The 26,638-nt window shown below is 27.0% G+C and carries 33 protein-coding genes; all 33 read left to right on the top strand.

Going from position 1 to position 26,638, the window contains the following annotated elements; all coding sequences use genetic code 11:
• The first annotated feature begins 118 nt into the window (after positions 1-118).
• Positions 119-1,312: a pilus assembly protein TapB gene (locus tag DIC82_16010; GenBank protein AWK52410.1), complete on the top strand. Its 1,194-nt coding sequence runs from the start codon at positions 119-121 to the stop codon at positions 1,310-1,312.
• Complete coding sequence (locus tag DIC82_16005) at positions 1,305-2,447, top strand: type II secretion system F family protein (protein AWK52409.1); 1,143 nt, start codon at positions 1,305-1,307, stop codon at positions 2,445-2,447. Before DIC82_16010 ends, DIC82_16005 begins: the two co-directional genes overlap by 8 nt.
• On the top strand, positions 2,447-2,893 hold the full coding sequence (locus DIC82_16000) for a prepilin-type cleavage/methylation domain-containing protein (protein ID AWK52408.1): 447 nt from the start codon (positions 2,447-2,449) through the stop codon (positions 2,891-2,893). Before DIC82_16005 ends, DIC82_16000 begins: the two co-directional genes overlap by 1 nt.
• On the top strand, positions 2,890-3,318 hold the full coding sequence (locus DIC82_15995; GenBank protein AWK52407.1) for a hypothetical protein: 429 nt from the start codon (positions 2,890-2,892) through the stop codon (positions 3,316-3,318). The genes DIC82_16000 and DIC82_15995 overlap by 4 nt, the downstream gene beginning before the upstream one ends.
• Positions 3,308-3,772 (top strand): hypothetical protein, encoded by a 465-nt coding sequence (locus tag DIC82_15990; GenBank protein ID AWK52406.1) that lies wholly within the window; start codon positions 3,308-3,310, stop codon positions 3,770-3,772. The genes DIC82_15995 and DIC82_15990 overlap by 11 nt, the downstream gene beginning before the upstream one ends.
• A complete protein-coding gene (locus DIC82_15985) occupies positions 3,763-4,206 on the top strand; it encodes a hypothetical protein (GenBank protein ID AWK52405.1) in 444 nt (147 codons plus the stop codon). The genes DIC82_15990 and DIC82_15985 overlap by 10 nt, the downstream gene beginning before the upstream one ends.
• Positions 4,207-4,245: 39 nt before the next feature.
• A complete protein-coding gene (locus DIC82_15980; protein AWK52404.1) occupies positions 4,246-4,908 on the top strand; it encodes a hypothetical protein in 663 nt (220 codons plus the stop codon).
• A complete protein-coding gene (locus DIC82_15975; protein AWK52403.1) occupies positions 4,859-5,275 on the top strand; it encodes a hypothetical protein in 417 nt (138 codons plus the stop codon). The genes DIC82_15980 and DIC82_15975 overlap by 50 nt, the downstream gene beginning before the upstream one ends.
• Positions 5,268-5,639, top strand: coding sequence for a hypothetical protein (locus DIC82_15970; protein AWK52402.1), 372 nt, complete (start codon positions 5,268-5,270; stop codon positions 5,637-5,639). Before DIC82_15975 ends, DIC82_15970 begins: the two co-directional genes overlap by 8 nt.
• 163 nt (positions 5,640-5,802) lie before the next feature.
• A complete protein-coding gene (gene efp, locus DIC82_15965; GenBank protein AWK52401.1) occupies positions 5,803-6,360 on the top strand; it encodes an elongation factor P in 558 nt (185 codons plus the stop codon).
• 162 nt (positions 6,361-6,522) lie between these two features.
• The gene (locus tag DIC82_15960; protein AWK52400.1) at positions 6,523-6,891 is read left to right on the top strand and encodes a hypothetical protein; all 369 of its coding nucleotides are present in this window, start codon (positions 6,523-6,525) and stop codon (positions 6,889-6,891) included.
• A 257-nt stretch (positions 6,892-7,148) separates the two neighbouring features.
• The gene (gene spoIIIAA / locus DIC82_15955; protein ID AWK52399.1) at positions 7,149-8,069 is read left to right on the top strand and encodes a stage III sporulation protein AA; all 921 of its coding nucleotides are present in this window, start codon (positions 7,149-7,151) and stop codon (positions 8,067-8,069) included.
• Positions 8,057-8,575 carry a stage III sporulation protein AB gene (locus tag DIC82_15950; protein AWK52398.1) on the top strand — a complete coding sequence of 173 codons (519 nt, stop codon included), beginning with the start codon at positions 8,057-8,059 and terminating at the stop codon, positions 8,573-8,575. The genes spoIIIAA and DIC82_15950 overlap by 13 nt, the downstream gene beginning before the upstream one ends.
• A 105-nt stretch (positions 8,576-8,680) precedes the next feature.
• Positions 8,681-8,878, top strand: a complete 198-nt coding sequence (spoIIIAC, locus tag DIC82_15945; GenBank protein ID AWK52397.1) for a stage III sporulation protein AC — start codon at positions 8,681-8,683, stop codon at positions 8,876-8,878.
• An 8-nt stretch (positions 8,879-8,886) separates the two neighbouring features.
• Positions 8,887-9,270, top strand: coding sequence for a stage III sporulation protein AD (gene spoIIIAD / locus DIC82_15940; GenBank protein ID AWK52396.1), 384 nt, complete (start codon positions 8,887-8,889; stop codon positions 9,268-9,270).
• 8 nt (positions 9,271-9,278) lie between these two features.
• On the top strand, positions 9,279-10,562 hold the full coding sequence (gene spoIIIAE, locus DIC82_15935) for a stage III sporulation protein AE (GenBank protein ID AWK52395.1): 1,284 nt from the start codon (positions 9,279-9,281) through the stop codon (positions 10,560-10,562).
• A 9-nt stretch (positions 10,563-10,571) separates the two neighbouring features.
• The gene (gene spoIIIAF / locus DIC82_15930; protein ID AWK52394.1) at positions 10,572-11,177 is read left to right on the top strand and encodes a stage III sporulation protein AF; all 606 of its coding nucleotides are present in this window, start codon (positions 10,572-10,574) and stop codon (positions 11,175-11,177) included.
• Positions 11,178-11,190: 13 nt separating this feature from the next.
• Positions 11,191-11,802 carry a stage III sporulation protein AG gene (gene spoIIIAG, locus DIC82_15925; protein AWK52393.1) on the top strand — a complete coding sequence of 204 codons (612 nt, stop codon included), beginning with the start codon at positions 11,191-11,193 and terminating at the stop codon, positions 11,800-11,802.
• A gap of 39 nt (positions 11,803-11,841) precedes the next feature.
• Positions 11,842-12,354: a stage III sporulation protein AH gene (locus tag DIC82_15920; protein ID AWK52392.1), complete on the top strand. Its 513-nt coding sequence runs from the start codon at positions 11,842-11,844 to the stop codon at positions 12,352-12,354.
• Between the two features lie 100 nt (positions 12,355-12,454).
• On the top strand, positions 12,455-12,835 hold the full coding sequence (locus DIC82_15915) for an Asp23/Gls24 family envelope stress response protein (GenBank protein AWK52391.1): 381 nt from the start codon (positions 12,455-12,457) through the stop codon (positions 12,833-12,835).
• A 124-nt stretch (positions 12,836-12,959) separates the two neighbouring features.
• Positions 12,960-13,361 carry a transcription antitermination factor NusB gene (locus DIC82_15910; protein AWK52390.1) on the top strand — a complete coding sequence of 134 codons (402 nt, stop codon included), beginning with the start codon at positions 12,960-12,962 and terminating at the stop codon, positions 13,359-13,361.
• Between the two features lie 174 nt (positions 13,362-13,535).
• Positions 13,536-14,384, top strand: a complete 849-nt coding sequence (locus DIC82_15905; protein AWK52389.1) for a bifunctional methylenetetrahydrofolate dehydrogenase/methenyltetrahydrofolate cyclohydrolase — start codon at positions 13,536-13,538, stop codon at positions 14,382-14,384.
• Entirely contained in the window at positions 14,374-15,582 is a 1,209-nt protein-coding gene (locus DIC82_15900) for an exodeoxyribonuclease VII large subunit (GenBank protein ID AWK52388.1), read from the top strand. The genes DIC82_15905 and DIC82_15900 overlap by 11 nt, the downstream gene beginning before the upstream one ends.
• A 60-nt stretch (positions 15,583-15,642) precedes the next feature.
• Positions 15,643-15,867 (top strand): exodeoxyribonuclease VII small subunit, encoded by a 225-nt coding sequence (gene xseB, locus DIC82_15895; protein ID AWK52387.1) that lies wholly within the window; start codon positions 15,643-15,645, stop codon positions 15,865-15,867.
• Positions 15,854-16,723 carry a farnesyl-diphosphate synthase gene (locus DIC82_15890; protein ID AWK52386.1) on the top strand — a complete coding sequence of 290 codons (870 nt, stop codon included), beginning with the start codon at positions 15,854-15,856 and terminating at the stop codon, positions 16,721-16,723. Before xseB ends, DIC82_15890 begins: the two co-directional genes overlap by 14 nt.
• Before the next feature lie 18 nt (positions 16,724-16,741).
• On the top strand, positions 16,742-18,598 hold the full coding sequence (gene dxs, locus DIC82_15885) for a 1-deoxy-D-xylulose-5-phosphate synthase (GenBank protein ID AWK52385.1): 1,857 nt from the start codon (positions 16,742-16,744) through the stop codon (positions 18,596-18,598).
• A gap of 12 nt (positions 18,599-18,610) precedes the next feature.
• On the top strand, positions 18,611-19,420 hold the full coding sequence (locus tag DIC82_15880; GenBank protein ID AWK52384.1) for a TlyA family rRNA (cytidine-2'-O)-methyltransferase: 810 nt from the start codon (positions 18,611-18,613) through the stop codon (positions 19,418-19,420).
• A gap of 16 nt (positions 19,421-19,436) precedes the next feature.
• Entirely contained in the window at positions 19,437-20,291 is an 855-nt protein-coding gene (locus DIC82_15875) for an NAD(+) kinase (protein AWK52383.1), read from the top strand.
• Positions 20,288-20,740: an arginine repressor gene (locus DIC82_15870; GenBank protein ID AWK52382.1), complete on the top strand. Its 453-nt coding sequence runs from the start codon at positions 20,288-20,290 to the stop codon at positions 20,738-20,740. Before DIC82_15875 ends, DIC82_15870 begins: the two co-directional genes overlap by 4 nt.
• 18 nt (positions 20,741-20,758) lie before the next feature.
• On the top strand, positions 20,759-22,447 hold the full coding sequence (recN, locus tag DIC82_15865) for a DNA repair protein RecN (GenBank protein ID AWK52381.1): 1,689 nt from the start codon (positions 20,759-20,761) through the stop codon (positions 22,445-22,447).
• A 351-nt stretch (positions 22,448-22,798) separates the two neighbouring features.
• On the top strand, positions 22,799-23,989 hold the full coding sequence (spoIVB, locus tag DIC82_15860; GenBank protein AWK52380.1) for a SpoIVB peptidase: 1,191 nt from the start codon (positions 22,799-22,801) through the stop codon (positions 23,987-23,989).
• A 587-nt stretch (positions 23,990-24,576) separates the two neighbouring features.
• The gene (spo0A, locus tag DIC82_15855; GenBank protein ID AWK52379.1) at positions 24,577-25,398 is read left to right on the top strand and encodes a sporulation transcription factor Spo0A; all 822 of its coding nucleotides are present in this window, start codon (positions 24,577-24,579) and stop codon (positions 25,396-25,398) included.
• Positions 25,399-26,139: 741 nt separating this feature from the next.
• Complete coding sequence (locus DIC82_15850) at positions 26,140-26,343, top strand: hypothetical protein (protein ID AWK52378.1); 204 nt, start codon at positions 26,140-26,142, stop codon at positions 26,341-26,343.
• Positions 26,344-26,638: the final 295 nt, after the last annotated feature.

Raw genomic sequence — 26,638 nt, 5'->3', positions numbered from 1 at the left:
GAACCTAAAAAAAGAAATATGTGAAAAATATAAGGCTATTCCTATAAAAGAAAATATAAATGATGTTGTCGTTTTAACATATGAGGGAACAGAAGAAGCTATAGAATACTTTAAATTTATATATAATAAAAATATCGTATTTAAACAAATAGAAGAAAAAAACTATGAAGACTTAAAGAATATAATTTTTGGCGTAGAAGATAGAACTCTAGAAGAGGTTTTAATATTTAATGCTATAGAAGATAAAGCAAGTGATATTCACTTAGAACCACGAAAAAATTGCGTATATGTAAGGTATAGAATAAATGGTACCTTAGTTTTGGTTCATAAAATAGATTCAAGCGAATATAAAACTCTTGCATCAAAAATAAAATTAAAAGCCAATATGGACATTACCGAAAGGCGAAGACCACAAGATGGGAAGATAATAGTTAATTATAATGAAGCAAAATACGATTTGAGAATATCATCTATTCCATTAGTTTACGGAGAAAAATTGGTTATAAGAATACTATATGGTGATAATTTTGAATATAATCTTGAGGATTTAGGATTTTCTGAAGAACAAATTAAACTTATTAGAAAAATAATATCATCAAATAATGGTTTGATTTTAGTAAATGGACCAACTGGTTCTGGTAAAAGCACAACTTTATATACAATGTTAAAGGAAATTGATTCGAAATCATTAAATGTAACAACTTTAGAGGATCCAGTTGAAATTGTTATGGAAAATATTAACCAAATGAGTTTAAATAAAAAATTGGATATAACTTTCTCAAATGGACTTAGAAGTATATTAAGACAAGATCCAGATGTAATTATGATTGGAGAGATAAGAGATGAAGAAACTGCCAATATGGCTGTACGTGCTTCAATTACTGGGCACAAGGTATATAGTACAATTCACTGTAGATCTGCAAGAGAAGTTTACATAAGATTAGAGAATATGGGAATTAAGCCATATTTATTAAATGATGCATTAGTTGGGATAATATCACAAAGATTGATAAAGACATTGTGTGATAAATGCAAAAAGAAGGATTATGAAAATTCAGTAAATGAAAGAATAATATATAAAAAATGTGGATGTAAAGCTTGTAACTTCTCTGGATATGGCGGAAGACAAATTATAAGTGCAGTTTACTTTTTACAAGATGAAAATAAGAAAAGTGTAGAAGAATTATATGAAGACAGAAATTATTTATCAAATAAAAATATGAAATATGATTTAGAAAACTTGCTATTACAAGGAAAAATATCCAACAATGATTATTTTGAGTTCATAGAGGGAGAACGGCTAAATGAATAATAGTAACATTAGAAATAAAATTAATGAAAAATCCAACTCAAACTTGCGCTATATTAAAGCATTTGAGAGTTTGAAATTTTATGATATAAGATTGAGACTACTATTTAAACCCAAAGTAAATGAAGAACAATTATCTTTAATTGCAAGTAATTTAGCACAAATTTATAAGGATGGGATACCAATAACTACAGCTTTAGAATTGGTTGCTGATATTCTACCTAATAAAACATATAAAAATAGTATTTTAAAAATTTTGATGTTTATAAAGCAAGGCAAAAGTCTATCAGAAGGATTTGCACAATTTGAAGATTTATATCCTGAATTTTTTATAGGAATAATAACTATAGGCGAAAATACAGGTAAATTATATGAGGTATTAAAAGGTTTGAACATTTATTATGATAAATCTCTTTTTATAAAAAAGGAAATTAAAGATGCAAGTATGTATCCATCATTTATATTTGTATCAATGATAATACTAATTATCTTTCTGATAAATAAAGTTATTCCTGAGTTTTGTGAAATTTATAAATCTATGGATATTGAGTTACCTGCAAACTGTAAATTTTTATATGATATATATAGCACTTTTGAAAATAATCCAGCACTCACAATTATAACTATGAGTTCATGGACATTAATAGCAATCATACTTTCAAAATGTTTATTTAATAAAATTAATTGTGAGAAGTTAATAAAAATAAAGATAGTAAAATCTTTTTTTGAGTATATTATGGTTTTACTTTTTTCAATAATAACAAGTACAGGAATAAATATTTTACAGGCTCTTCAATATTGCGAAAATAGCATGAGCTTTGCTTATTTAAGAAAGAAAATAAAAGAAATTAATATCAGTATTTTAAATGGAAGGACACTTACAGAAGCTTTGGGGAAAAGTGAAATATTCTCAAAGTATACATTGGCAATTATAAAAATAAGAGAAGAAAGTGGAACAATAGAAGAAGGATTTAAAGAATTATCGAATAATTTAGAATATAAATTATTCGAACAAATAAAAAAGTATCTTAAATTAATTAATCCGATTTTCATGGTAATAATGGCTACTTTTATTACTATATTTTTATTAGGATTTGTACTTCCATTATTTGATAATTTGAAAAGTGGAATGAGATAATGAAGAAATATGGTTTTACACTAATAGAAACCGTAGTTAGTATATTTATATTAACTTTTTTATTTAGTATAGGGGTATCCATAAGCAAATTAGGAAGTGATTTATCACACGATATGGAAGATACAGCGTATGTGTATGAAATACAAAATTTACTTTCTTATGGTAAAGCAGTTTGCAAAGATAAAAATAAATATGGGAAAATCACAGTAAAGTCTAGTGAAAATGAGATTAGTTTTATAGAAGGCTGGGACAATATAGAAAGGATAATAAAATTACCTAAAGAAATTAAAATAATTAACAATGATATAAGTGTGCTAATAACTTCTTCTGGTAAGATATCACAAGGTAATACAATAAAACTTATAGATAAATATGGGCAAAGGCAAGATATAACAATTGGAGTTGGAGTAGATTTAATTGTTATTAAAGAGAGTGAATTTGTATGAAGAAGCAGGGAAGTATTTTGATTGAGGTCGTGGCTTCAGTTATGATTTTGACATTAGCTACAACCTTTATTGTAAGTACTAGCATACAAAATGTAGATATTTTAAAGGAAAGGATTTTATTAGAAGAAGTAAATAGAGCTATATATAATTTAACTAATGAATTCAAATATAATATGCCTAAAGAAGAAATTAAAGAATTATTAGTTAATGAGAAGGTAGGATTCAAATATGATAGAGATTTCTCGAAAAAATTACTTAATACTAAGATTAAAGACCTTAAACAAGGAGAAGATATTGAGGTAAGCAAAATTGGACAGGATAGTGTTGGTTTAAAATTAAAGATTAAAGCTAACATTATAATTGAAAAAAATATAGTTAATATAGAAACTGAATTTACTAAAAGTTGGTGGATGGATGAAATATAAGAAATGTTTTACTTCGAATAAAAAAAGAGCATTTACCATTATTGAATCGTTAGTATATATTTTTTTAACAACTATAATTTTAGTGGAGGGAATAAATTTATATGTATTAATGTATAAGTGCTATATAGAAACAACAAAGCTAACTATTAAATATAATGATTATCAGAATTTTCATATGAATTTGGATAATATTATATGTGAAGGTGGACTTAATGAAGTAATAGTAGATGATAAATCTGTATTATTCTCAAAGATTCCAGAAGATCCTAATTTATATAAAACTATTAAAGCTTACGACGGAGAAATTGTTGTGAAATGCATTAATAAAAATGGCAAAAGCACTATAAATACTATGCTGAAAGATATAGATAATATTGAAGTAAAAAGAAAGGGAAAATTAATTTATTTAATAATTCATGATAAAGATGGAAAGGAATTTATTAGATGTATTTAAAGAAAAAAGCTACAGTTTTAATAAGCACAATGATGATATTATCTTTAATGAGCATGCTTGGATGTTTTATGTTTAAGATGATGCGAAATAATAATGAATTAGGTGATTTATATAAATTTGATAAAGATAAATATGATTTAGATAAAGCTGAAGAAGAAATTCTTAATAAATTCATGGAAGACCTTAATAAAAATAGAATAAATAAGCTGAATGAGATAGATGAAGAAAATGGCAACAATAAAGATATATTTTCACAAGATTTTGAGGATAAAATACAAGATAGTAGCCTGGAGTATAATAAAAATAATGATAAAATGTTTTTAAAAACTAATAAAAATAATGAAATAAATAGAAAAAGAGAAATCACATATAGTCTTAGAGATGAAAAGATAATTTTAGTTCCAACATGTAAATTTGAAGACAAATTAAAATAAATAACAAAAATGCATTTTTATTTAAGGAGAAAATTAAAAATGAAAAGATCTATAGTTATTATAATGAAAAAAGTTTTTATATATAATGGAGAGGAATATGATTTTGATAAAGTAGATGAAATTAATAATTTGTTCAAATCTAATATTAAAATAGTAATACTTGAAGAAGAATTGCATGTAAAACAATTTAAAATAGAGATAAAAAGAAACAAATTGTATCAATTTATAGATTATAAGATTAATAATGATTTTCCTCAAAATGGAGATATATTATATGATTTTGAAAAAAGAAATAATTTGATTTCTATATATTATATAAAAGGAGCTAAAAGAATTGAGAAGATATCTGAAAAAGCAAAAAATATAGAAGTTAAACCAATTCAATATATAGTTAAAGAAGTAATGATGAAAATTTTAAAGAATAGTATTTTTAATTGTGAAGTTCTTATGAAATTTAAGGAATATTATTATTATATATCATTCAAAGACGGGTTATTTTATTATGGGTTTGTGGGAAAAGATAAAGAAATAGTTTTTGAAAAAATAATTGTAAATAATGATTTGGGAGAAATATACGTTGATAATTCACTTGATGATTTATCTCTTAAAAATAAATTCAAGATAATAAAAATGAATATAGGAGAGTTAATCAATGAAAAAATATATGAAAAACAAAGGTTTTATAACAGAAAAATTTTATAATAGAATAGAATTAAATAAAAATAAGACAGAGAATAAAGTGTTTACATTATTATTATTGATAAATTTGATTTTAATTCCAATCACAACGAAAAGTATAGGAGAAGTTAAAGAAAAATATACAGAAAATAAAAGCAATATATATTATAGTGAAGAAAATAAAATTAATTCAAATGACATTAATAAATGGATAAAAAGTATAATTAAAGATGAAATTGAAGAGGCATATATAACTAATAAAAATGGAGAAGTCATAGTGAATAATTTAGAAAGAATTGATGAGATTAGTTCAGATACTTCAATAAATATTAGTGACATAAATGTAGACGGTAGTGGGAAATATAAGCTAGGGGTAAGATTAAATGAATAAATTATATAAATATTTATTAATAATAGTAATGATCGCATTTATTTTTGCACAAGTTTTTTATATAAATAAAACTGATAAAGAGAAAAATATTAAAGTATACAACAATGCACAAAAGATAATATATAATCATAAAACTTTAAAGGAATTCAATGACGAGTTAAATTGTTTAAAAGAAAAGAACATCGTATCTGCAAATGAAATTAATGGAAAGTGGCATATTAAAATAAAAATAATAGGGAATAGGGAAGAATTATTAAATGAAATATCAAAATTAAAAAATTATGATATAAGTGATTATATTATAAATAAAAATAAAGATGAAAACTCAATTGTGTTAGAAATAAGCGCTAAAGAAAGTGCTTAAAATGTACTAAAAAATAAATTTTACTGAAAAATAATCAGAAATAATTGCAATTGTTATTTTCTTTTGATAAAATATGAGTGTTATGTCAACGATTAAGTATTAAACTTAATATTCGAGGTTGAAGTTAAATTGTAATTATATTATAAATTTGGAGGGATATTTAATGATATCAGCAGGAGATATAAGAAAAGGAACAACATTTGAGTACGATCATTCAGTATTTACAGTAACAGAATTTTTACATGTTAAACCGGGAAAAGGAGCAGCATTTGTAAGAACTAAACTTAGAAATGTAATTTCAGGAGGAGTTACAGATAAAACATTTAATCCAACTGAAAAATTACAAGAAGCTGTAATTGAAAGAAAAGAAATGCAATATCTTTATTCAGATGGAGAATTATACTACTTCATGGATCAAGAAACATTTGAACAAATTCCTTTAAACCATGAGAAGGTTGAAGAGGCAATAAAATTCTTAAAGGAAAATATGTTTGCAACAATTAAATTCTTTAAGAATGAAGCATTCTCAGTAGAAGCACCAAACTTTGTTGAATTACTAATTACACAATCTGACCCAGGTGCTAAAGGAAATTCAACTAGTAATACATTAAAACCAGCAACTGTTGAAACAGGTGCAATAGTAAATGTTCCTATGTTCGTTAATGAAGGTGATGTTATAAGAATAGATACTAGAACTGGCGAGTATATGGAAAGAGTTTAAAAAACTTATACATAGGTTGCTAAGCATAAAGCTTAGCAACTTTATTTATATAGACGTACATTCAAAAAGTAACTAGTTAAAATATATAATATATTAGACTATTATTTTGTAAATGACTTAAATGAAATATTAAAAAAATAAAGATGAAGGAAGTGAAAAGATATGGAAGAGCTTAGAAATGAGATTGAAGGCTTGAAAAAGAATTTATCCCAAATAGAAAATAAAGAATATAAACAATGTTTTGATAGTGTTTTTTCGATTTTAGAAATTATGAATCAAAAAATTGAAGAGTTAACTATTAATCAAGAAACTATTGAAGAAAATATCAAATTCATGGATGATGATTTAACTAATATTCAAGATGAATTATTTGAAGAATTATCTATAGATGAATTAAATGATATGGAAGATGAGTATACAGAAATTACTTGTCTACATTGTAATAAACCAATTTTTATTGAACAATCCACCCTAAGCAACAATGCTGAAATTCCATGTCCATATTGTAATAAAAATATAAAGATTAATTAAGGCTTATGAAAGAAATAACGTAAGTCAAAGATACTAGCATACAAATTTGTTATTCGTTTGAATATAATTAACAAAATTGATAGATGCAAAATTAAATAAATAATACTATGTAAATACAAAAGTGATCCAGGACTATCTTAAATTTAAAATTAAGATAGTCCTTTTTAATTTACATATTTTAATTTTATTGAGTAATATTTTAGGGTAACATTACATATTAATTAAATAAGAGAACGAGAGAGGAGGCTGTGAGAAATTTGAATGGAGAAGAGGAAATTATAGGAATTTTTCCGCTTAAAATAGGAAATTTGCTTAAGGATAGATTCCTTAGAGAACAAATATATGAGATCAGAATTAAGATTGGAAAGCCAATTTTAGTTTATTCAAAGCATGGAGAAAGTGTGATAACTTATATTACTACGAAAGAAGAGATAAAAAGTATGATACAAAAAATTTCTAATTATTCATTATATGCTTATGAAGAAGATATACGTCAAGGTTTTATAACAATTAAAGGAGGACATAGAATCGGTATAGCTGGTGAGTGTGTTATGGAAAAGGGAGAAGTTAAGACTATAAGAAATATTTCATCTATAAATATAAGAATTTGTAGAGAAATTATAGGATGTTCAGACAAAGTTATGAAATATATTGTTTCAGGGAGCAGAGTTTATAACACTATAATAATTTCACCACCTAAATGTGGTAAGACAACAATTTTAAGAGACATAGCTAGAAATATATCAAATGGAATAGAGTCTATAGGGATTAGTGGAAGAAAAGTAGTAGTAATAGATGAAAGAAGTGAAATAGGAGCGTGCCATTTTGGAATTCCTCAAAGTGATTTAGGCATAAGAACGGATGTCTTGGATAATTGCTTAAAAAGAGAAGGACTCATTATGGCAATTAGAAGTCTTTCGCCGGAAGTTTTAATTTGTGATGAAATTGGAACTAAAGGTGATATTGAAGCACTTATGATGGCTTTTAATTCTGGAGTAAATATAATTACTACAATTCATGGGTTTACAGTTGAAGATTTATATAAAAGAAAAGTTTTTTGTGATTTACTTGATAATGAAATTGTAGAAAGAGCAATAATCCTAAGCAATAAAAATGGTGTTGGAACAATTGAAGATGTTTTTAGTTTAAAAGGCGGTGAAAACATATGCTTAAATTAATTTTTGCAATTAGTATAGTTCTTATAAGCACCTATATAGGCTTTGCATATGGAGATACTTTTAGAAAAAGACGAGATGAGCTTAAAGAAATATTAAAGGCTCTTACAATTCTTGAGAATGATATTGTATATGGAACAACACCTCTGCCAGAAGCTTTAGAAAATCTTTCTCATAAAGTATGTGAACCTGTAACTAATCTTATTAAAGCTATTACCAATAGGTTAATAAAAGGAGATGTAGAAAGTGTATATGAAGGAGTTTTAGAAGAGTATTCATTATTAGAAAATGAATTTTACTTATGCGATGAGGACAAGAAGATAATGGGGGATTTTTTTAGGTCTCTTGGAGAATCAGGAGTTTATGGGCAAGAAAAAATATTCACTTTAGCAATTGAAGGTATAAGAATGAGTTTAAAGGATGCTGATGAAAGTGCAAAAAGAAACATAAAGCTTTACAGATATCTTGGAATATGCTTTGGAGCAATGATATTTATATTTATAATATAAATAATAATAATATTTTTGATTTATATGAATTTAATGTAATGATTGCAAGCTATTGAAAATAGAATAATAACAATAATATGTTTAATATAGATTGGGGGAAGATAAATGCATGATATAAGTATTCTTTTTAAAATTGGCGGAGCTGGAATACTTTTGGTGGTTTTAGATAAGGTATTGACTAGTAGTGGAAAAGGCGAGATAGCAGCTATTACAAATATTGCAGGCGTTGTAATAATTCTTCTTATGATAGTTTCCATTATAGGAGATTTATTTAGTACTGTTAAGACAATGTTTATAATGTAGGTGTAGTCATGTTAATAGTAAAAATTGTAGCAATAGCATATATAACATTATTTATTATGTTATTATTCAGGCAGTCTAAAAATGAATTAAATACGTTACTTACTTTAACTGCAGGAGCATTAATTCTTCTTATTATAATAGAACCACTAAAGGAGATAATTGATTTTTTAATAGAAATTACTGATAAAGCAAATATTGATACAGTTTATATTGGAATTGTATTAAAAATTTTAGCGATAGCATATATAGCATCATTTTCAAGTGCACTGTGCAAAGATGCCAATGCAGATAGTCTTGCAGCTCAAATAGATTTTTCGGGTAAAATAATGATTTTAGTACTTGCTATTCCAATACTCATGGCTGTATTAAATTCTATATTACAGATAATGTAGGTGTTATTATGAAGATGATAAAAAGAGTAACAATCATATTAATGGTTAGTCTTACAATTAATATGATTATATCGATAATTCCAAGTTGCGTATTTTTAAAATTAAACGAAGTTTATGCTGCAGAAATTAATAATAAAAAAAATATAGATACAATTGATAATACAAGCAACAAAGTCGAAGGCAAACAATCTCTAGAAAATGAAGTTAATATAGATGACGTAGGTGGAAGCGCAAAAGAAGAAATCAATGTTTTATATCAATATATAAATAAAATGAAAACAGATGTGGAACTTATGGATAATTTAGATCCAGCGGAATATATAAAAACATATATTCAAGAAGGAAAAGGGAATCTCTCTGTTAATACAATTCTAAATGCAGTTTTAAGCATTGTCTTCAAAGAGGTTAACAGTGTTTTTAAACTTGCAATATCAATAGTTACAATATCAATAATATGTTCACTTTTAAAAAATCTTCAAGATGCATTTTCAGATGAAAGCATCTCACAAGTTGCCTTTTATGCTTGCTATGCATTAATCATAATGGTACTATCAAAAAGTTTTATAATTTCTATTTCAGTAGCGAAGGAAGTGATAACTAATATATCTGACTTTATGAGTGCTTTGCTCCCAATACTTGTGACGATGATTTCTCTTTCGGGAGGATTTACATCGGCTGCCACTTTGGATCCAATTGTACTGGGAGCAGTTGTATTTATACCAAAAATTTATTCAAATATTATAATTCCAATGATACTAATGGGATTTGCATTAGAATTTGCGAATAATCTTTCTACAGAGCATAAAATAACAAATTTATGTAACTTATTTAAACAATGTACTATATGGTTTCAGGGCATTATGATAACAGTCTTTATAGGACTTTTAACAATTCGTGGAATTACGTCAACAACCATTGACGCAGTAACCCTTAAAACAGCAAAATTTGCAGTAGATAATTTTATTCCAATAGTAGGAAAAACATTTTCAGATGCAATTACATCAGTTGCAGGGTATTCACTCATAATAAAAAATGCAATAAGTTCCATAGGATTAGTTGTAATTATTATAATTCTTTTACATCCACTTATTAAGCTTATACTTATAACATTTATATATAAATTATCAGCAGCATTGGTTGAACCCATAAGCGATTCAAGGATAACAAAATCCTTAGAAGCAGCAGGAAAGTCTATGGTATTAATAACATCATGTGTTTTAACTGTAAGTTTAATGTTTTTTATATTAATCGGTATTATGGCATCATCAGGAAGATTTGTTCTTGGAGGATAAGGAAGCATTATGTTTATTGAGACTTTAAGGAATATTGTAATAACACTTGTTACTATACTTATATTTATAAGTGCAATAGAGCTTATATCGCCTAACAATAAAATGAAAAAATATATTCAATTTATTTTGGGATTAATATTAGTAACTGTAATTTTAAATCCAATTTTACAATTTATATCAAATGGAGAAAAAAGTGTTGCAGAGGGAATTCAAAGCTATGAAGCGGTATTCTCCCAAAATGAAAAAAAAGTTAATTATGACAACACAAATACATTAAAAAATGGTGAAGATAGAGGAGATGCCAGAAAAAAAGCATTTGTAACAAATTTCAATAAAAATTGTGTCAATTTGCTTAAAGATAAATATAGGGATAGGTCATTTAAATGTGAAATTGACTGTGATGTAGATTTTACCAACATAACTTTAAATGTAAAAAAGCTAAAGATAGGTGTAGGTGAAAATAAAATAAATAAGATAAAAAAGATATCGATTAACAAGGAGGTAAAAAATAATACAAATGAAGAAAATAAAGAATATACAGAAATAATTAATTATGCATCTAGCGAATTAAATATCCCAAAGGAGAAAATAGAAGTATATAAATTAGAAGAATAGGAGGTATAAATGTATGGATAAAGACAAAATTATAAAAGAGATTAAGAAGATATTAGCTCAAAAGCAACTGCGTAATTTGATAGTTGTATGTATAGTTTTGGGATTTATTTTAATTGCTATGAATGTATTATTACCAAGCAGTAAAACTCTAAGCAATAATAAGTTATCATCATCAAATACTGCAGAAAATGTAAATAATACATTAATTACTAATAAAACAGATGAAAAAAGTTATGAAGAAATGCAAAAAACAGATTTACAAAATATATTAAAAAAAATGAATGGAGTTGGTGACGTTGAAGTAATGATGTCTTTTGAAAATGGAGAGCAAAAAGTACCTGCTTATGATAAAAATACGCAAAAATCAACTACTGAAGAAACTGATAATCAAGGTGGAAAACGAGTAAACAATCAAAATACAGATGGGTCAACTATTGTAATGACAACATCGGATGGAAATAATGAGCCGTTTATATTAACCACATATAAGCCGAAAATTAATGGTGTTATAATACTGGCAGAAGGTGCTTCAAATAGTAAGACAAAATATGAAATTGAACAAGCAGTATCTAAACTATATAACTTAAGTTTAGATAAGGTTAATGTATATAGTATGAAGAAATAGCATATAATTTTATAAAAAAAGGATTGGGGGAATTTTATTATGACAAAGAAACAATGTGGTATTATTTTTACATTGTTAGCATTAATATTATGTGTAGGAGTGCTAGCTGCAAAACTTAATAATGGAGGGTTAAATGATCCAACAGATTTAAGCCAAGTTTTATCTACTGAAAAAGTAAATGATCAAGATACAGAAGCCCTAAATCAACAAAATTATTTTTATAATTCAAGAAGTACAAGAGAACAACAGGATTCAGCAACAATTCAAACTTTAAATTCTATAATTTCAGATGCCAATACATCAAAAGAACAAAAGGATGTAGCAACAACTGAATTAACTCAAAAAACTATGGCTAAGGATAATGAAGGAAGAATTGAACTTAGTATTAAAAACAAAGGGTATGAAGATGCTTTATGCAGATTAGATTCAAATAAAGCAACAGTTATAGTCAAATCAGCAACTGAGCTTCAAGAAAATGAAACTGTAGCAATACAAGAACTAGTTCAAGATGTATCAAAAATAAAAGATATAATAATAGAAGTTCAAAAATAGTAGAAAAACCATAATATAATTGTAATGTTAAATTATATTTGATATAATGAACATAAGATTAACATGTTTTGTTATTACAAAACCTAGGAGGGTAAGTAACATGGAAGATTTAGTTAGAGAAGAGAATATTGGAGTAGTTAAAATTTCTGATGAAGTAGTAAGCGTTATTGCTGGAATTGCTGCTCAAGAAATTGATGGGATTTTAGATGGTCAAATGGGTGTTGCAAGCAATTTAACAAACATATTTAAAGGTAAGAAAAGCACTGCTAAAGCGAGTAAAGTAACACTAGAAGAAGATAAAGCAATAATAGATATGAATGTATCAGTGGAGTATGGAATGAAAATAATGGATGTTGTAGCACAGGTCCAAGATAATGTTAAAAAAACTGTAGAAGCTATGACTGGGTTATATGTAGAAGCTGTTAACATTTATGTTCAAAATATTTACTTGCCCAAAAAGGAAGAAAGTGAATCTAACTAGTTTGATTTTCACCCTCTGAAGCTTTCAGAGGGTGTTTCTATGTGAGAATTGGTTTAAAAGAAAAAAAAGTGTATATAATGATAAATGTACATAATTAATTATGACACAAATTTAGGAGGACTATATGAATAGAAAATTATCAAGGGACAAAACTATGGAGTTATTATTTGGTATGACTTTAAGCAAGGATACAATTGAAGAGGCAATAGAAGGATTTGTAGACAATTACGAAGAAGATATAAAAGAAATTGATTTGACATTTGTTAAGCAAGCATTAATTGGAATAGAAAATAACAAAGAAGCAATTGATACAGTTATTTCAGAAAATTTACATAATTGGAAACTAGATAGAATATCTAAGGTGAATTTAAGTATATTAAGACTTGCAACATATGAACTATTATATGATGAACAAGTTCCAAGAGCTGTTGTAATTAACGAAGCTTTAGAAATTACAAGAAGATATTCAGATGAAAAAAGTGTAAGCTTTATTAATGGAGTTCTAGATAAAATCAAAGAAATTTAATTAAATTAACAATGCACAATGAAGGAGCAAACCCCTGAAGGGATTTGAAATAATTAAAATGAATAAGAAATGCTAAGGTATTTCTAGATATAATAATGATTCGATTTTCGATGGAAATTGTACTATAATTTATTGTGAATTGTGCATTGAAAATGAAAGTAGGTATGCATTATAATGGGCCAAATTATAAATGGTAAAGAAGTTGCATTAAAGGTAAAAGAGGATATCAAAAGATTTATTGATGATAGAAAAGAAAATAATCTTAAAATTCCTAAAATTGCATCTATATTAGTTGGAAATGATGGTGGATCTATTTATTACATGGCAAGTCAAGAAAAGGTTGCAGTGTCTCTTGGAGCAGGATTTTTAAAAGTGACTTTACCTGAAACTTCAAAGGATGAAGATGTAATATCTGAAATACATAAATTAAATGAAGACAATGATGTTCAGGGAATTATTTTGCAATTACCACTTCCAAGTAATTTTGATGAAAAGAAAATAATTAAAGAAATATCTCCAAGTAAGGATATTGATTGTCTTACATTTGAAAGTCAAGGTAAGCTTTATATGGGTGAACCAGAATTTTTACCTTGTACTCCAAATTCTGTAGTTACTTTAATAAAAAGTTTAAATGTAGACATTGCGGGCAAAAATATAGTGATTCTTGGAAGAAGCAATATAGTTGGAAAGCCAGTAGCACAACTTTTACTAAATGAAAATGCTACAGTTACAATATGTCACTCTAAAACAAAGAATTTAAAAGAAGTTTGCATGGGAGCAGAGATATTAGTAGTTGCTATTGGAAGACCAAAATATATTGATGAAACGTATGTAAATGAAAATGCTATAGTAATTGATGTAGGAACATCATCTTTTGAAGGGAAAATAACTGGTGATGTGGATTTTGATAAAGTTATAGATAAATGCAAATTCTTAACTCCAGTTCCAGGTGGAGTAGGTGCACTTACAACAACTCTTTTAATAAAAAACGCATGTGAGGCTTTAGCAGAAGATGAATATTAAGACGTTAAGTGTTTCTGAAGTTACTAATTACATAAAAAGAATGTTAGACAATGACTTTATTTTAAGCAATCTCTCTGTAAAAGGGGAGATTTCTAATTTGAAATATCATGGCAGTGGACATATTTATTTCACTCTTAAGGATAGCAATGGAAAAGTAAACTGCGTTATGTTTAAAGGGAATGCAGTTTTACTAGACTTTATATTGGAAGACGGAATGGAAGTTGTAATTAAGGGGAGAGCATCTGTATACCCTGCAACTGGAAGTTTTCAACTTTATTGTGATGAAATAAAAAAAGAAGGTCTCGGAGATTTGTTTATTAAATTTGAAAAGCTTAAAGAAAAATTGTCTAAAGCAGGATATTTTGATGAGGCAAATAAAAAACCATTACCTAAGTATCCAGAAAAGATAGGAATCATAACATCACCTACTGGAGCAGCAATTAAAGATATTATAAATGTTTCAACTAGAAGAAGTACTTTGGTTGATTTAATATTATATCCAGCTAAGGTGCAAGGAATAGGTGCCTATAAAGAGATAATTAAGGGTATTAATTATTTCAACAAAACGAAGTCTGTAGATATAATAATAATAGGTAGAGGTGGCGGATCTATAGAAGAATTATGGAATTTTAATGAGGAAGAATTAGCTAAAGCTATTTTTAATTCAAAGATACCTATAATTTCGGCAGTAGGCCATGAAATAGATTTTACTATTTCAGATTTTGCTGCAGATGTTAGAGCAGCAACTCCATCGCAAGGTGCTGAAATAGCAGTTCCATTAAGCAGAGATATAGAATCTAAAATTTATGATATCTCTAGGATATTAGATATAAAAATGGAAGACAAAATAAAAATGTGTAAAAGCAATTTAGCTGGAGCTGAAAGGATATTAAATATTCATTCTCCAATAGCTAAAATATCCAATTCATATTTAGAATTAGATAAATTAAAGGATAGATTAAATTTCGCAATAAAAACTAAAATTAGAAGAGAAAAAGATCAAATAGAAAATTTCAATAATTTACTCTCGGCTCATAATCCAATTAAGGTTATATCAAAAGGATATGCTATAATTGAGGACAATGAAAAGAATCTAATTACATCAAAAGAACAATTGAAGGAAACAATAAATTTAAAGATTTGTCTTAAAGATGGGAATGTAGAAGGAAATTTTGTACCATCAAGGCACGTGAAATAAAATAGACTTGCATATTGACTTATTATTTTTTTGAATGTGCCCTAATAAGGAGTTAAAGAAATGGCTAAAAAAGAAAGTTATGAAGAAATGTTAACTAAGCTTCAAGATATATTAAGCAATTTAGAAATAGATGAGTTAAACCTTGAAGATTCTATGAAATCCTATGAAGATGGAGTTAAACTTGTAAATAAGATTTATAAGATTTTAGATTCATATGAAGCAAAAATTTCTATAATTAAAGATGAAAAAGAAGTGGAGTTTATTGAAAGTTATGGAGATAAGTAATTTAAAGCAAGATATTAATGATTATTTAGAAAATTATTTTAAGGGAAAAGGGAGATATAATAGAATTATATATGATTCATGTAGTTATAGTTTAAATATCGGTGGAAAAAGAATTCGTCCAACATTACTTGCACTATCTTATTTTATATACAAAGAAGATTATAAAAAAGTTATGCCAATGGCAGCTGCCATAGAAATGATTCACACTTATTCTTTGATTCATGATGATCTTCCTTGTATGGACAATGATGACTTAAGGAGAGGAAAACCAACAAATCATGTTAAATTTCAAGAGAATATAGCAGTCCTCGCAGGAGATGCCTTATTAAATGAAGCTATGATGATCATGATGGATTATGCATTGAAGAATAAAGAAAATTCTTTAAAAGCAGCTTATGAAATAGCAATTGCTTCTGGTGCAGAAGGAATGATAGGCGGTCAGGTTGTTGACGTTATTTCAGAAGGTAAAACAATTTCAAAAGATGAATTACAATATATGCATTCAAAGAAAACAGGAGAATTAATTAAGGCATCGATACTCGCAGGAGCAATTTTGGCTAATGCACCAGAATGTGATTTAAATGCTTTAAAAGAATACGGAGAAAAATTAGGTTTAGTATTTCAAATAAAAGATGACATATTAGATGTGGTTGGAGATACTAAAATCTTAGGTAAAAATACCCATGCAGATGAAAATCATAATAAGACTAATTTCATATCTGTTTTTGGATTAGAAAAATGTAATGAATTATGCAATACATTGAGTGAAGAATGTATTCAAATTCTTAGGGAACTAACGGTTAATGCAGAATGCTTAGTCGAATTAACATATACTCTTTTAAATAGAGAAAATTAACAAAAGGGAATGGTTATTATGAAGTTATTGGATAAATTAAATTTCCCAGAAGATATAAAAAAGCTTGATGAAAATGATAATAAAGTCTTAAGTCATGAACTTAGAGAATTTTTAATAGATAGTGTTTCTAAAACAGGAGGTCATTTAGCTTCTAATTTGGGTGTAGTTGAGCTTACTTTAAGTTTGTTTAAAGTTTTTAACTTTGATAAAGATAAAATAGTATGGGACGTAGGACATCAAAGCTATGTCTATAAAATTTTAACTGGAAGAAAAGAGGGCTTTAAAAAACTTAGACAATTTAATGGTATGAGTGGATTTCCAAAGAGAAATGAAAGTAAATATGATTGCTTTGATACTGGTCATAGCAGTACATCTATATCAGCAGCACTTGGAATTGCTAGGGCAAGAGATATAAAAAAAGAAAAATATAGTGTTATTTCTGTAATAGGAGATGGTGCATTAACTGGTGGAATGGCTCTTGAAGCACTAAATGATGTGGGTTTTAGAAAAACCAAGCTGATTATTATTTTAAATGATAATCAAATGTCAATTTCAAAAAATGTTGGAAGTCTTTCAAGATATTTAAACAAACTTAGAATGGAACCTAGATATAATAAATTAAAAATGGAGATACAAGCTTCCTTAAATCAATCAGACTTGGGGAAGAATATTGCAGGAAAGTTATCAAAAGTAAAAGACAGCTTAAAGCAATTAGTGGTATCATCCATGTTTTTTGAAAATATGGGAATTAAATATATTGGGCCCATTGATGGTCACGATATAAATGCAATGACGGATGTGTTTATAAAAGTTAAGGAAATTGAAGGGCCAGTTATAATACATGTTTTAACTCAAAAAGGAAAGGGGCATGCATTGGCTGAAGAAAGTCCTTCTAAATATCATGCAGTAGGTCCTTTTAATTTAGAAAGTGGAGAATTAAATGTATCACCAAAGAATAGCTATTCAAAGGCTTTTGGAAAAGCCTTAATAAATCTTAGTGAAACAGATGATAAAATTGTAGCTATTACAGCTGCAATGCCTGATGGAACAGGTCTTAAGTGTTTTTCAGAAAAATTTAAAGAACGATTTTTTGATGTTGGAATAGCTGAAGAACATGCAGTTACTCTAGCTGCTGGAATGGCAAGTAATGGATTGAAACCTGTATTTGCAGTTTATTCTACATTTTTACAGAGATCATTTGATCAAGTGTTAAATGATGTTTGTCTTCAAAATCTTCCCGTAGTATTTGCAATAGATAGAGCTGGAATTGTTGGTGAAGATGGAGAAACACATCAAGGTATTAATGATTTATCATATTTATCTATGATGCCTAATATACATATAGTTGCGCCAAAGTGTTTAGAAGAGGTTGAAGTTTTATTAAAGTGGGCAATAAATAAAAAATCACCAGTTGCAATTAGATATCCAAGAGGCGGTAATATAATAAATACCTTGTCTCCAATTACAAAAGTTGAAGAAGGTAAATGGGAAGTAATAAATAAAGGCTCAAAGGTATGCATTATTGCAACCGGTAAAATGGTACAACATGCAATGCTTGCAAAGGATATAGTATATGAAAAGGGATTAAATCCTACTATAGTTAATGCAACCTTTATTAAACCAATTGATAAAAATTTACTAGAAAATATTAAAAAAGAAGGATATAATATTTTAACAATAGAAGATAATATTTTAAAGGGTGGACTTAATTCATCTATTAAGGATTACTTAAGCGAAATAAATTATAAAGGAACTATTAAATCTTTGGGATATAATGATGAATTTATCCCTCAAGGAAATGTAGACACTTTATATAAGGCATATAAACTAGATTGTGAAAGCATAAGTAAAGATGTTATAAATCTTTATGATTAAAAGGAGAAACAAATGGCAGAAAAAAAGGAAAGACTTGATTTACTTTTAGTAGAAAAGGGTATAATTACTTCTAGAGAGAGAGCAAAAGCATGCATAATGGAAGGCAAAGTTTATGTTGATGGACAAAAAGTAGATAAAGCTGGAGAAAAAATAAGCTATAATGCGAATATAGAATACAGAGGTGCTACTCTTAAATATGTTAGTCGCGGTGGTCTAAAATTAGAAAAAGCGATGAAAACATATAATATTTCATTGGAAGATAAGGTTTGTATGGACATAGGTGCATCTACAGGTGGCTTTACAGATTGCATGCTTCAAAACAAAGCATCTAAAGTGTTCTCAGTTGATGTAGGATACGGACAGTTTGCTTGGAAGCTAAGAACTGATGAAAGAGTAGTTTGTATGGAACGAACAAATATAAGATATGTTACTTTAGAAGAAATAGGAGAAGCCTTAGATTTTGCATCTATAGATGTATCTTTTATATCTTTAAAAAAGATAATGCCAGCAACCTTAAATCTTTTGAAAGATAATGGTGAAGTTGTAGCACTTATAAAGCCACAATTTGAAGCTGGACGTGAAAAGGTAGGAAAAAAAGGTGTTGTAAGAGAAATTAGTACACATAAAGAAGTAGTTTATGGGATCATAGATTTTTTACTACAGCAAAATTTAAATGTTCTTGGAGTAGGATATTCTCCTATTAAAGGACCTGAAGGTAATAGAGAATATTTAGTTTATTTTACAAAAGATAAAAATAAAGAAAGTAATTTTAAAAGAGATGATATAGAGACCGTAGTTGAAGCATCACATGTAGAAATTTAACTTCTTTGGAGGAGCTATGAATAATATTGGAATTGCAATTAATCCATCAAAAGATAAAGATAATAAAATATTACATATGGTTATTAAGAAATTTAGAGAAAAGTTTAACTTTAAAGATATTTCTATTTTTAGCTCTTTTGATATTGAAAAGCAAGATTTAAAAGACATCGATTTACTTGTTGTACTTGGAGGAGATGGAACCCTCCTTGGAATAGCAAGATCTTTAAATGAAAGTTTTAACGCACCTATATTGGGAATAAACATAGGGAATTTAGGTTTTCTGTCCAGTGTAGATATCTCTGATATTGATAATGCACTTAAAAAACTTGAAGAAGGCAAATATAAAATTGTAGATAGAATGATGTTAAGTTGCAAGGTTGAACCTAATGAAGAAGATGAAGAACTTAAAGCACTAAATGATGTAGTACTAGCTAGAGGAACATTGTCAAGAATGGTAAGGTTTAAGATATTTGTAGATGGTAAAATATATTCAACATTTAAAGGGGATGGACTTATTATTGCAACACCCACAGGTTCTACAGCATATTCATTTTCAGCAGGTGGGCCATTTGTATATCCAGATTTAGAACTTATAACCATAACACCTATATGCCCACACACTAAAAGTATGCAAACTATTGTATTAAAAGGTGATAGTATTATAGAAATATGTGCAGATCATGAGGAAGAAAAAATTTATTTAACAGTGGATGGTCAAAAGGCGATTAAACTTAATCATGAAACTTCAGTAAAGGTGAGCAAAAATAAAAAAAGTGTAAAGTTACTTTTATTTGATGATTATGATTATTTTAAGGTTTTGAGGAGTAAGATTTTAAATAATTCTAAAGAATGCGATGGTGAAAAATTTTGAAGTCAAAAAGACATACAAAAATATTAGAAATTATAAGCTCAAGAGAAATAGAAACACAAGAAGAGTTAGCAGATGTATTAAAAAAAGAAGGTTTTGATGTAACTCAAGCAACTGTATCAAGAGACATTAAAAATTTAAAATTAATAAAAATGCAAGCTTCAAGTGGCAAGTCTAAGTATTTTGTATCAACAGGAGAACAAAAAAATATTATTGATAGATTAAGCAATATATTAACTAATACAGTCCTTTCCGTAGAAAACGTAGATAAGATGGTTGTTATAAAAACTATAACGGGTTCAGCACCAATTGCAGCAGAAGCTGTTGATAATCTGGAAAGTGCAGATATTGCAGGAACAGTCGCTGGAGATAACACTATATTTATTTTACTTAGAAGTTTAGAAAGTGCTGAAGACTTGGTAGAGAAAATAAGAAAGAGAATGTCATCATAATTATAAGGATGGGATGAAATGTTAATTCAATTAAATATTAAAAATTTTGCATTAATAGAAGAAACAACAATAAACTTTAGTGAAGGATTTAATATACTTTCAGGAGAAACAGGGGCTGGAAAGTCTATTTTGATAGATGCAATAGACTTTGTTCTTGGTGGGAAGTTTTCTAAGAGTTTAATAAGAACAGGTGAAGATAAAACATATGTGGAAGCATTATTTACTCTTGAAAAATCTAAAGTAGTTGAAGTTTTACAAGAACTAGATATTGAATATGATGATGTATTAATTGTTTCAAGGGAAAGTCATCAAAGTGGAAAAAATTTAATTAAAATTAACGGAAAAAGTTTTATTACATCAGAATTAAGAAAAGTAAGAGCAAAGCTTTTGGACATTCATGGACAACATCAAAATGTTGATCTTTTGCAAAGAACTAGTCATATATCATATTTAGATGATTTTATTGGAATTGAAATAGTAAAGCCATTAAATAAGTTTAATGATTTAAGAAAAAGCTTAATAGAAGTAAAAGAAGATATTAAAAGAATTTTTGGGAACCAAGATAGAGATAAATTACTAGATTATTTAAAATTTCAAATTCAAGATATCGAAAAAGCAAAACTTAAAGAAAATGAAGAAGACAGTTTAAAAGAAGAATATAATATATTAGCCAATGCTGAAAAAATTAATAATAGTTTAGTTTCTTCATATGGAATATTAAATGGAAATGAAGAATTTAGTGTAATTGATTCCATTTCTAAAGTAATTCAAGAATTATCCAATGTAGAAAACCATTTTGAAAAAATAAAAAAGAATAAAGAAGCCATTGAAGAGGCATTTTATACTTTAGAAGAAGTTAGTCATGAAATTCGAGATATGGCTGAAGAAATTGTTTTTGATCAAAATGCATTAGAAAAACTAAATGCTAGAATTTATGAAATAAATCAATATAAGAAAAAATATGCACCAACTATTCCAGAAATATTAGACTATCATCAAAAGATAAAAAAGGAATATGATGAAATAATAAATTCAGAGAAAATAATTGAAGAACTTAAACAAAAAGAAAAAGAAATATTATTTAAGATGAAAGAAGAAGCTCTGGTAATTCACAAGCTTAGAGTAAATAAAAGTAAACATTTAAAAGAAAAAATTTTAAAAGAACTTACGTTTGTAGGACTTGAAAAATCAAGAATGGAAATAAGAGTATCTCTTGAAGAGGACTTCAATGAAAAAGGGTTTGATGACGTATGCTTTTTAATATCTACAAATCCAGGAGAGCCACTTATGCCACTAGAAAAAGTGTTGTCAGGTGGAGAACTTTCAAGAATCATGTTAGCTTTAAAATGTGTTTTTGCCGAAAAAGATGAAATACCTACTTTGATATTTGATGAAATAGATACCGGTATAAGTGGAGCTGTTGCACAAAGAGTTGGAGAAAAAATGTATCAATTATCAAAAACACATCAAGTTTTATGTATAACTCATTTACCACAAATTGCAGTTTTATCGGATTATCATTATTTTGTTACGAAAAAGGTAATAGATAATAAGACATATACTAAAATAAAAGTTTTGTTAAAAGAAGAGAAAGAACTTGAAATAAGTAAAATGCTGACTGGTGATGATATAACAGAAGCTACATTAAACAATGTTAAAGAAATGATAAAATTAAGTGAATTAAAAAAAATAGAAATTAAAAAATAAATACATATAGAAATAAAATTTGGTAAAAATAAAATCATGGATTCCATGGTTTTATTTTTTTTTATAAAAATATTAATTAATTATAAAAGAAAAATAGACTTTATTGTATATTTTTATGAAGTTCATCAGAGCCATATTGATATTTGAAAATTTAAAATTATAAAACAAAATCTGAGCAGTCATGATGTTTTGATTAGATTTTAAATATTTTTTTGATATAAGAAATAAAATTATACAATTATTAAAATTTAGTATATGCTAAATTTTTTGTCTGCAATAACAAAGTTCTTATAGGATAAGAATTTTGCATAGTGGGGAAATTAAAGATATGAAGTAAAGGAGGAGAGAAATATGAAGAAAAAATTTTTATGTACAACTAGTCTAATTATAACTCCAATCCTGATTCTAGTTTTAATTACCACAATGAGGATAAGTAATTTACCTAATAAAATTTATACTAGAAATGAAAAAACAGTACAATCAATTGCACCAATAGGAAATACAATAAATAAAATTAAAAATAATGAAAATAAATATGAAATAAAATTTTTAGGTATGATTCCACTTAAATCTTTAGAAGTTCATAAAATTAAAGATTTAGAAGTTTATCCAGGTGGAAATCCTATAGGAGTAAGAGTAAATAGTGAAGGTGTTCTTATTGTAGGATATTCTGATATAGAAGTTAATAATAAAAAAGAAGAAAGTCCTGGAAAACTATGTGGTCTCGAAATTGGTGATGTAATATTAAAAGTAAATGGCGAAGAGATGGAAAATTCTATTGATTTATTAAAAACAATCAAACAATGTGAACAAGATGATATAAAAGTTGATATTTTAAGAAATGGTGAGAATTTTACTAAAGTTATTCATTTAAAAAAGGAAAATGATAAAGATTATAAAATTGGATTATGGATTAGAGATTCTACAGCTGGAGTTGGAACATTGACATTTTTTGATGATGTCACCAAGAAATTTGGAGCATTAGGACATCCAATTACAGATTGTGATACCAATGAACCTTTCTTAATAAAAAAAGGAGATGTGTTAGAATCATCTATAATAAGTGTTAGAAAAGGAGAAAAAGGGTCGCCTGGTGAATTAAGAGGAATTTTTATAAATGAACAAATACCAACTGGCGATATTCAAAAGAATACGCAAAGTGGAATTTTTGGAGAAATTAAAAACATGGAGGCGTTAAATAAAAAAATAAAACCGCTTAAAGTTGGATTTAGAGATGAAATATCTATCGGAAAAGCAAAAATAATTACAACAATTGATGAAAGTGGTCCACAGGAGTTTGATATTGAAATTGAAAGGCTTTTAAATCAGTCTATTGCAGGATCTAAAAGCATGGTAATTAAAATTACAGACCCTAGGTTATTAGAGAAAACGGGAGGAATAGTGCAAGGAATGAGTGGAAGCCCAATCATTCAAAATAATAAAATTATAGGAGCTGTAACTCATGTATTAATTAATAAGCCGGATACAGGATATGGAATATATATAGAATGGATGCTTCAAGATGCGGGAATAATAAAGTGAAACTTTTAATAAAGACAGAGAAAATTCTGCTAATCAAATATAAATTTGGTTAGCAGAATTTTTATGGTTTCAATTTTTATTATTGTTTCAATAAAAATTATATTTTTAGAAGTTATTAACTATTTATTAATATATAAATAGAGAAATTTGGATGATTTTTTTATGAAGATATTATTAAACATTGTAGAAAAAGAGATATAAATATATAATAACTATATATTCAATTAATAATTGTGAATTGATGAAATATATAGTTACATTTTTATTTAAAAAAATACTTTAAAGTATTTTTTGAGAAACTATTTACTTCTTGAGAAGAAAAGCGTATAATTTACAAATAGTGGAATATAAATACATTAAAACAATTAAACATATAAAATATTTAACTAAAATGAATTGTATTAATAGAAAATAAAATATTTATTAAAACAAATGTACATACCCTAATAAGAAAAAGGATTTTACAAAATTTTGTAGAAATAATATATATGTGTAATATTAGAACTGTTATGCAATATGTGTTTATAAGGGTAAAAGCTAAAATGCAAAACATAATTTAAGAATGGACTAAAGGAGAGAGAAAAAATATGGAAGATTCAAAAATATCTGTACTGATTGCTGACGATAACAAAGAATTTTGTAGTATCTTAAATGACTATCTCTTAAATCAAAGAGATATAGTTGTTACAGGAATTGCAAAGGATGGTAGAGAGGCTTTAGAATTAATAGTAGAAAGAAAGCCTGATTTAGTTATTCTTGATATTATTATGCCACATTTGGATGGATTAGGTGTTCTTGAACGATTAAATACTATGGAATTAGAAAAAGTTCCAAGAATAATAATCTTATCAGCAGTTGGACAAGATAAAATTACTCAACAAGCTATAACACTTGGAGCAGATTATTATACTGTAAAACCTTTTGACATGGAAGTATTCACTAAGAGAATAAGAGAAATGTTTAATGGTGTTTCTTCACAAATATCAAATGTAAGAACTTCATATCAAACATCATCAATGATATCTCCAACAAGTGAAAATAGAACAAAGGCACCTATGGACTTGGAAACAGAAATAACCAATATAATACACGAAGTTGGTGTACCAGCTCATATAAAAGGATACATGTATTTAAGAGAAGCTATAACTATGGTTGTTAATGATATGGAACTATTATCAGCTGTAACTAAGGAATTATACCCTTCAATAGCTAAGAAGTACAATACAACAGCTTCAAGAGTAGAAAGAGCAATAAGACATGCAATAGAAGTTGCGTGGGGTAGAGGCCAAATAGAGGCTATTAACAGACTATTTGGATATACTGTTCATACTGAAAAGGGCAAGCCTACAAATTCAGAATTTATCGCAATTATTGCTGATAAATTAAGACTTAAGAATAAGGTTAGCTAAAAGGTTCTAAAGCTATATAATTTGTTAGATAAGAAGAATTTTTTGTAAACAATTTCCATGTGCATAATAATAGCAACTAATGCTTTTTCATAGCAATTAATACTTTGAAATTATGTAAGACTAATACCTTTTATTAGTTGGGTGTAACAATCTAACTAATAGGAGGTTATTTTTATGCAGAAAACAAGAATAAAAAATGAGTTTAATATCTATATTCAATAGTGCCGCATATCCATTAGCTTCGCATTTTTTACCCATGCACAAACTTTGTTGATAGTAAATTTTAAATTAATCAGCATTGGCTTGATAATTATCATTATTCGAAATGTAGAATGCAACAATAATATAATTATATATTTTCAACCAATCGAAAATGTAGCTTTATTAATTTCCATGTCATCACATATCTGTGTAACTGCTTTTTCTCCTGATAGACATTCTTTAATTCATTTTAATTTTTTAGCCAATTAATAAATTAAGTTCTAAACAAAGAAAGGAAGTTGTTAATCATGCGTAATCAAAAAACACTTAAAGTATATTGAAAAAATGAGATAGTAGTGCATTTTAATGTCTATGGATAACTAAACTTGTGAGAAATAATTTCAAATAATAAAAATTAGTGTCAGATTTAAAAAAGAATTTACGAATTAAAATTAGGAGGTACGTAACAACGGAAACAGTAATAAAGATTAAATAATATTATAATTCTTTAAGTTAAGCAACAACAAAGGAGAAAAGAAAATGCAAAATACATATGAGAGAGATATTATTCAAGCAATACTTGAAGGTAATCACAAGACTATTATGGTATTTAAAAGTAAATTAATGAATTCACAAATTAGTTTAATTGATATGATGGCAGAAGAGTATAATAAAAAAATAATTTTTGGATCAATGAAAGAAATTTTATTTAATGATAATGAAAAGATATTAGTAATTAGATAAATTATAAACTAAATTGATTATATAGAAGATGATATTATAAAGAATATTAATTGGTGCAAATATAACTAATTTAAATATAGCGAAAGTAAGGAAAATAGATGTTTTAGCATTTTATTAATTTCCTCAGAATTGTAAAGAGTGAACTACGCGGATGCTTATATTAAATCAAACTGTAGCATGCGTGAATAATAGTAGATATTAGATATGAGATATAGAGGGACATGTTTTTGAAGAACATTACGTCAAAATATTCACTAACGGTTACAAAAGCAGCCCCTCGATTTTGGTTGATTAT

It is taken from the genome of Clostridium beijerinckii, assembly GCA_003129525.1.
GTDB classification, from domain to species: Bacteria; Bacillota; Clostridia; order Clostridiales; family Clostridiaceae; genus Clostridium; species Clostridium beijerinckii_D.
Note: the sequence above shows the minus strand (reverse complement) of the source record. Positions and strands in the feature narration are given on the sequence as shown.

Excerpts from the sequence above, each read along its gene's own strand:
- DIC82_15890 (AWK52386.1), top strand. The coding sequence starts at position 15,854 with ATGGAGATAAGTAATTTAAAGCAAGATATTAATGATTATTTAGAAAAT.
- spoIIIAD (AWK52396.1), top strand. The coding sequence starts at position 8,887 with ATGTTAATAGTAAAAATTGTAGCAATAGCATATATAACATTATTTATT.
- DIC82_16005 (AWK52409.1), top strand. The coding sequence starts at position 1,305 with ATGAATAATAGTAACATTAGAAATAAAATTAATGAAAAATCCAACTCA.
- DIC82_15850 (AWK52378.1), top strand. The coding sequence starts at position 26,140 with ATGCAAAATACATATGAGAGAGATATTATTCAAGCAATACTTGAAGGT.
- xseB (AWK52387.1), top strand. The coding sequence starts at position 15,643 with ATGGCTAAAAAAGAAAGTTATGAAGAAATGTTAACTAAGCTTCAAGAT.
- DIC82_15995 (AWK52407.1), top strand. The coding sequence starts at position 2,890 with ATGAAGAAGCAGGGAAGTATTTTGATTGAGGTCGTGGCTTCAGTTATG.
- DIC82_15905 (AWK52389.1), top strand. The coding sequence starts at position 13,536 with ATGGGCCAAATTATAAATGGTAAAGAAGTTGCATTAAAGGTAAAAGAG.
- dxs (AWK52385.1), top strand. The coding sequence starts at position 16,742 with ATGAAGTTATTGGATAAATTAAATTTCCCAGAAGATATAAAAAAGCTT.
- DIC82_15900 (AWK52388.1), top strand. The coding sequence starts at position 14,374 with ATGAATATTAAGACGTTAAGTGTTTCTGAAGTTACTAATTACATAAAA.
- DIC82_16000 (AWK52408.1), top strand. The coding sequence starts at position 2,447 with ATGAAGAAATATGGTTTTACACTAATAGAAACCGTAGTTAGTATATTT.
- DIC82_15915 (AWK52391.1), top strand. The coding sequence starts at position 12,455 with ATGGAAGATTTAGTTAGAGAAGAGAATATTGGAGTAGTTAAAATTTCT.
- DIC82_15970 (AWK52402.1), top strand. The coding sequence starts at position 5,268 with ATGAATAAATTATATAAATATTTATTAATAATAGTAATGATCGCATTT.
- DIC82_15875 (AWK52383.1), top strand. The coding sequence starts at position 19,437 with ATGAATAATATTGGAATTGCAATTAATCCATCAAAAGATAAAGATAAT.
- DIC82_15910 (AWK52390.1), top strand. The coding sequence starts at position 12,960 with ATGAATAGAAAATTATCAAGGGACAAAACTATGGAGTTATTATTTGGT.
- DIC82_15975 (AWK52403.1), top strand. The coding sequence starts at position 4,859 with ATGAAAAAATATATGAAAAACAAAGGTTTTATAACAGAAAAATTTTAT.
- DIC82_15960 (AWK52400.1), top strand. The coding sequence starts at position 6,523 with ATGGAAGAGCTTAGAAATGAGATTGAAGGCTTGAAAAAGAATTTATCC.
- spo0A (AWK52379.1), top strand. The coding sequence starts at position 24,577 with ATGGAAGATTCAAAAATATCTGTACTGATTGCTGACGATAACAAAGAA.
- spoIIIAC (AWK52397.1), top strand. The coding sequence starts at position 8,681 with ATGCATGATATAAGTATTCTTTTTAAAATTGGCGGAGCTGGAATACTT.
- DIC82_15980 (AWK52404.1), top strand. The coding sequence starts at position 4,246 with ATGAAAAGATCTATAGTTATTATAATGAAAAAAGTTTTTATATATAAT.
- DIC82_15990 (AWK52406.1), top strand. The coding sequence starts at position 3,308 with ATGAAATATAAGAAATGTTTTACTTCGAATAAAAAAAGAGCATTTACC.
- DIC82_15950 (AWK52398.1), top strand. The coding sequence starts at position 8,057 with ATGCTTAAATTAATTTTTGCAATTAGTATAGTTCTTATAAGCACCTAT.
- DIC82_15920 (AWK52392.1), top strand. The coding sequence starts at position 11,842 with ATGACAAAGAAACAATGTGGTATTATTTTTACATTGTTAGCATTAATA.
- DIC82_15880 (AWK52384.1), top strand. The coding sequence starts at position 18,611 with ATGGCAGAAAAAAAGGAAAGACTTGATTTACTTTTAGTAGAAAAGGGT.
- spoIIIAF (AWK52394.1), top strand. The coding sequence starts at position 10,572 with ATGTTTATTGAGACTTTAAGGAATATTGTAATAACACTTGTTACTATA.
- DIC82_15985 (AWK52405.1), top strand. The coding sequence starts at position 3,763 with ATGTATTTAAAGAAAAAAGCTACAGTTTTAATAAGCACAATGATGATA.
- spoIIIAG (AWK52393.1), top strand. The coding sequence starts at position 11,191 with ATGGATAAAGACAAAATTATAAAAGAGATTAAGAAGATATTAGCTCAA.
- spoIIIAE (AWK52395.1), top strand. The coding sequence starts at position 9,279 with ATGAAGATGATAAAAAGAGTAACAATCATATTAATGGTTAGTCTTACA.
- spoIVB (AWK52380.1), top strand. The coding sequence starts at position 22,799 with ATGAAGAAAAAATTTTTATGTACAACTAGTCTAATTATAACTCCAATC.
- efp (AWK52401.1), top strand. The coding sequence starts at position 5,803 with ATGATATCAGCAGGAGATATAAGAAAAGGAACAACATTTGAGTACGAT.
- recN (AWK52381.1), top strand. The coding sequence starts at position 20,759 with ATGTTAATTCAATTAAATATTAAAAATTTTGCATTAATAGAAGAAACA.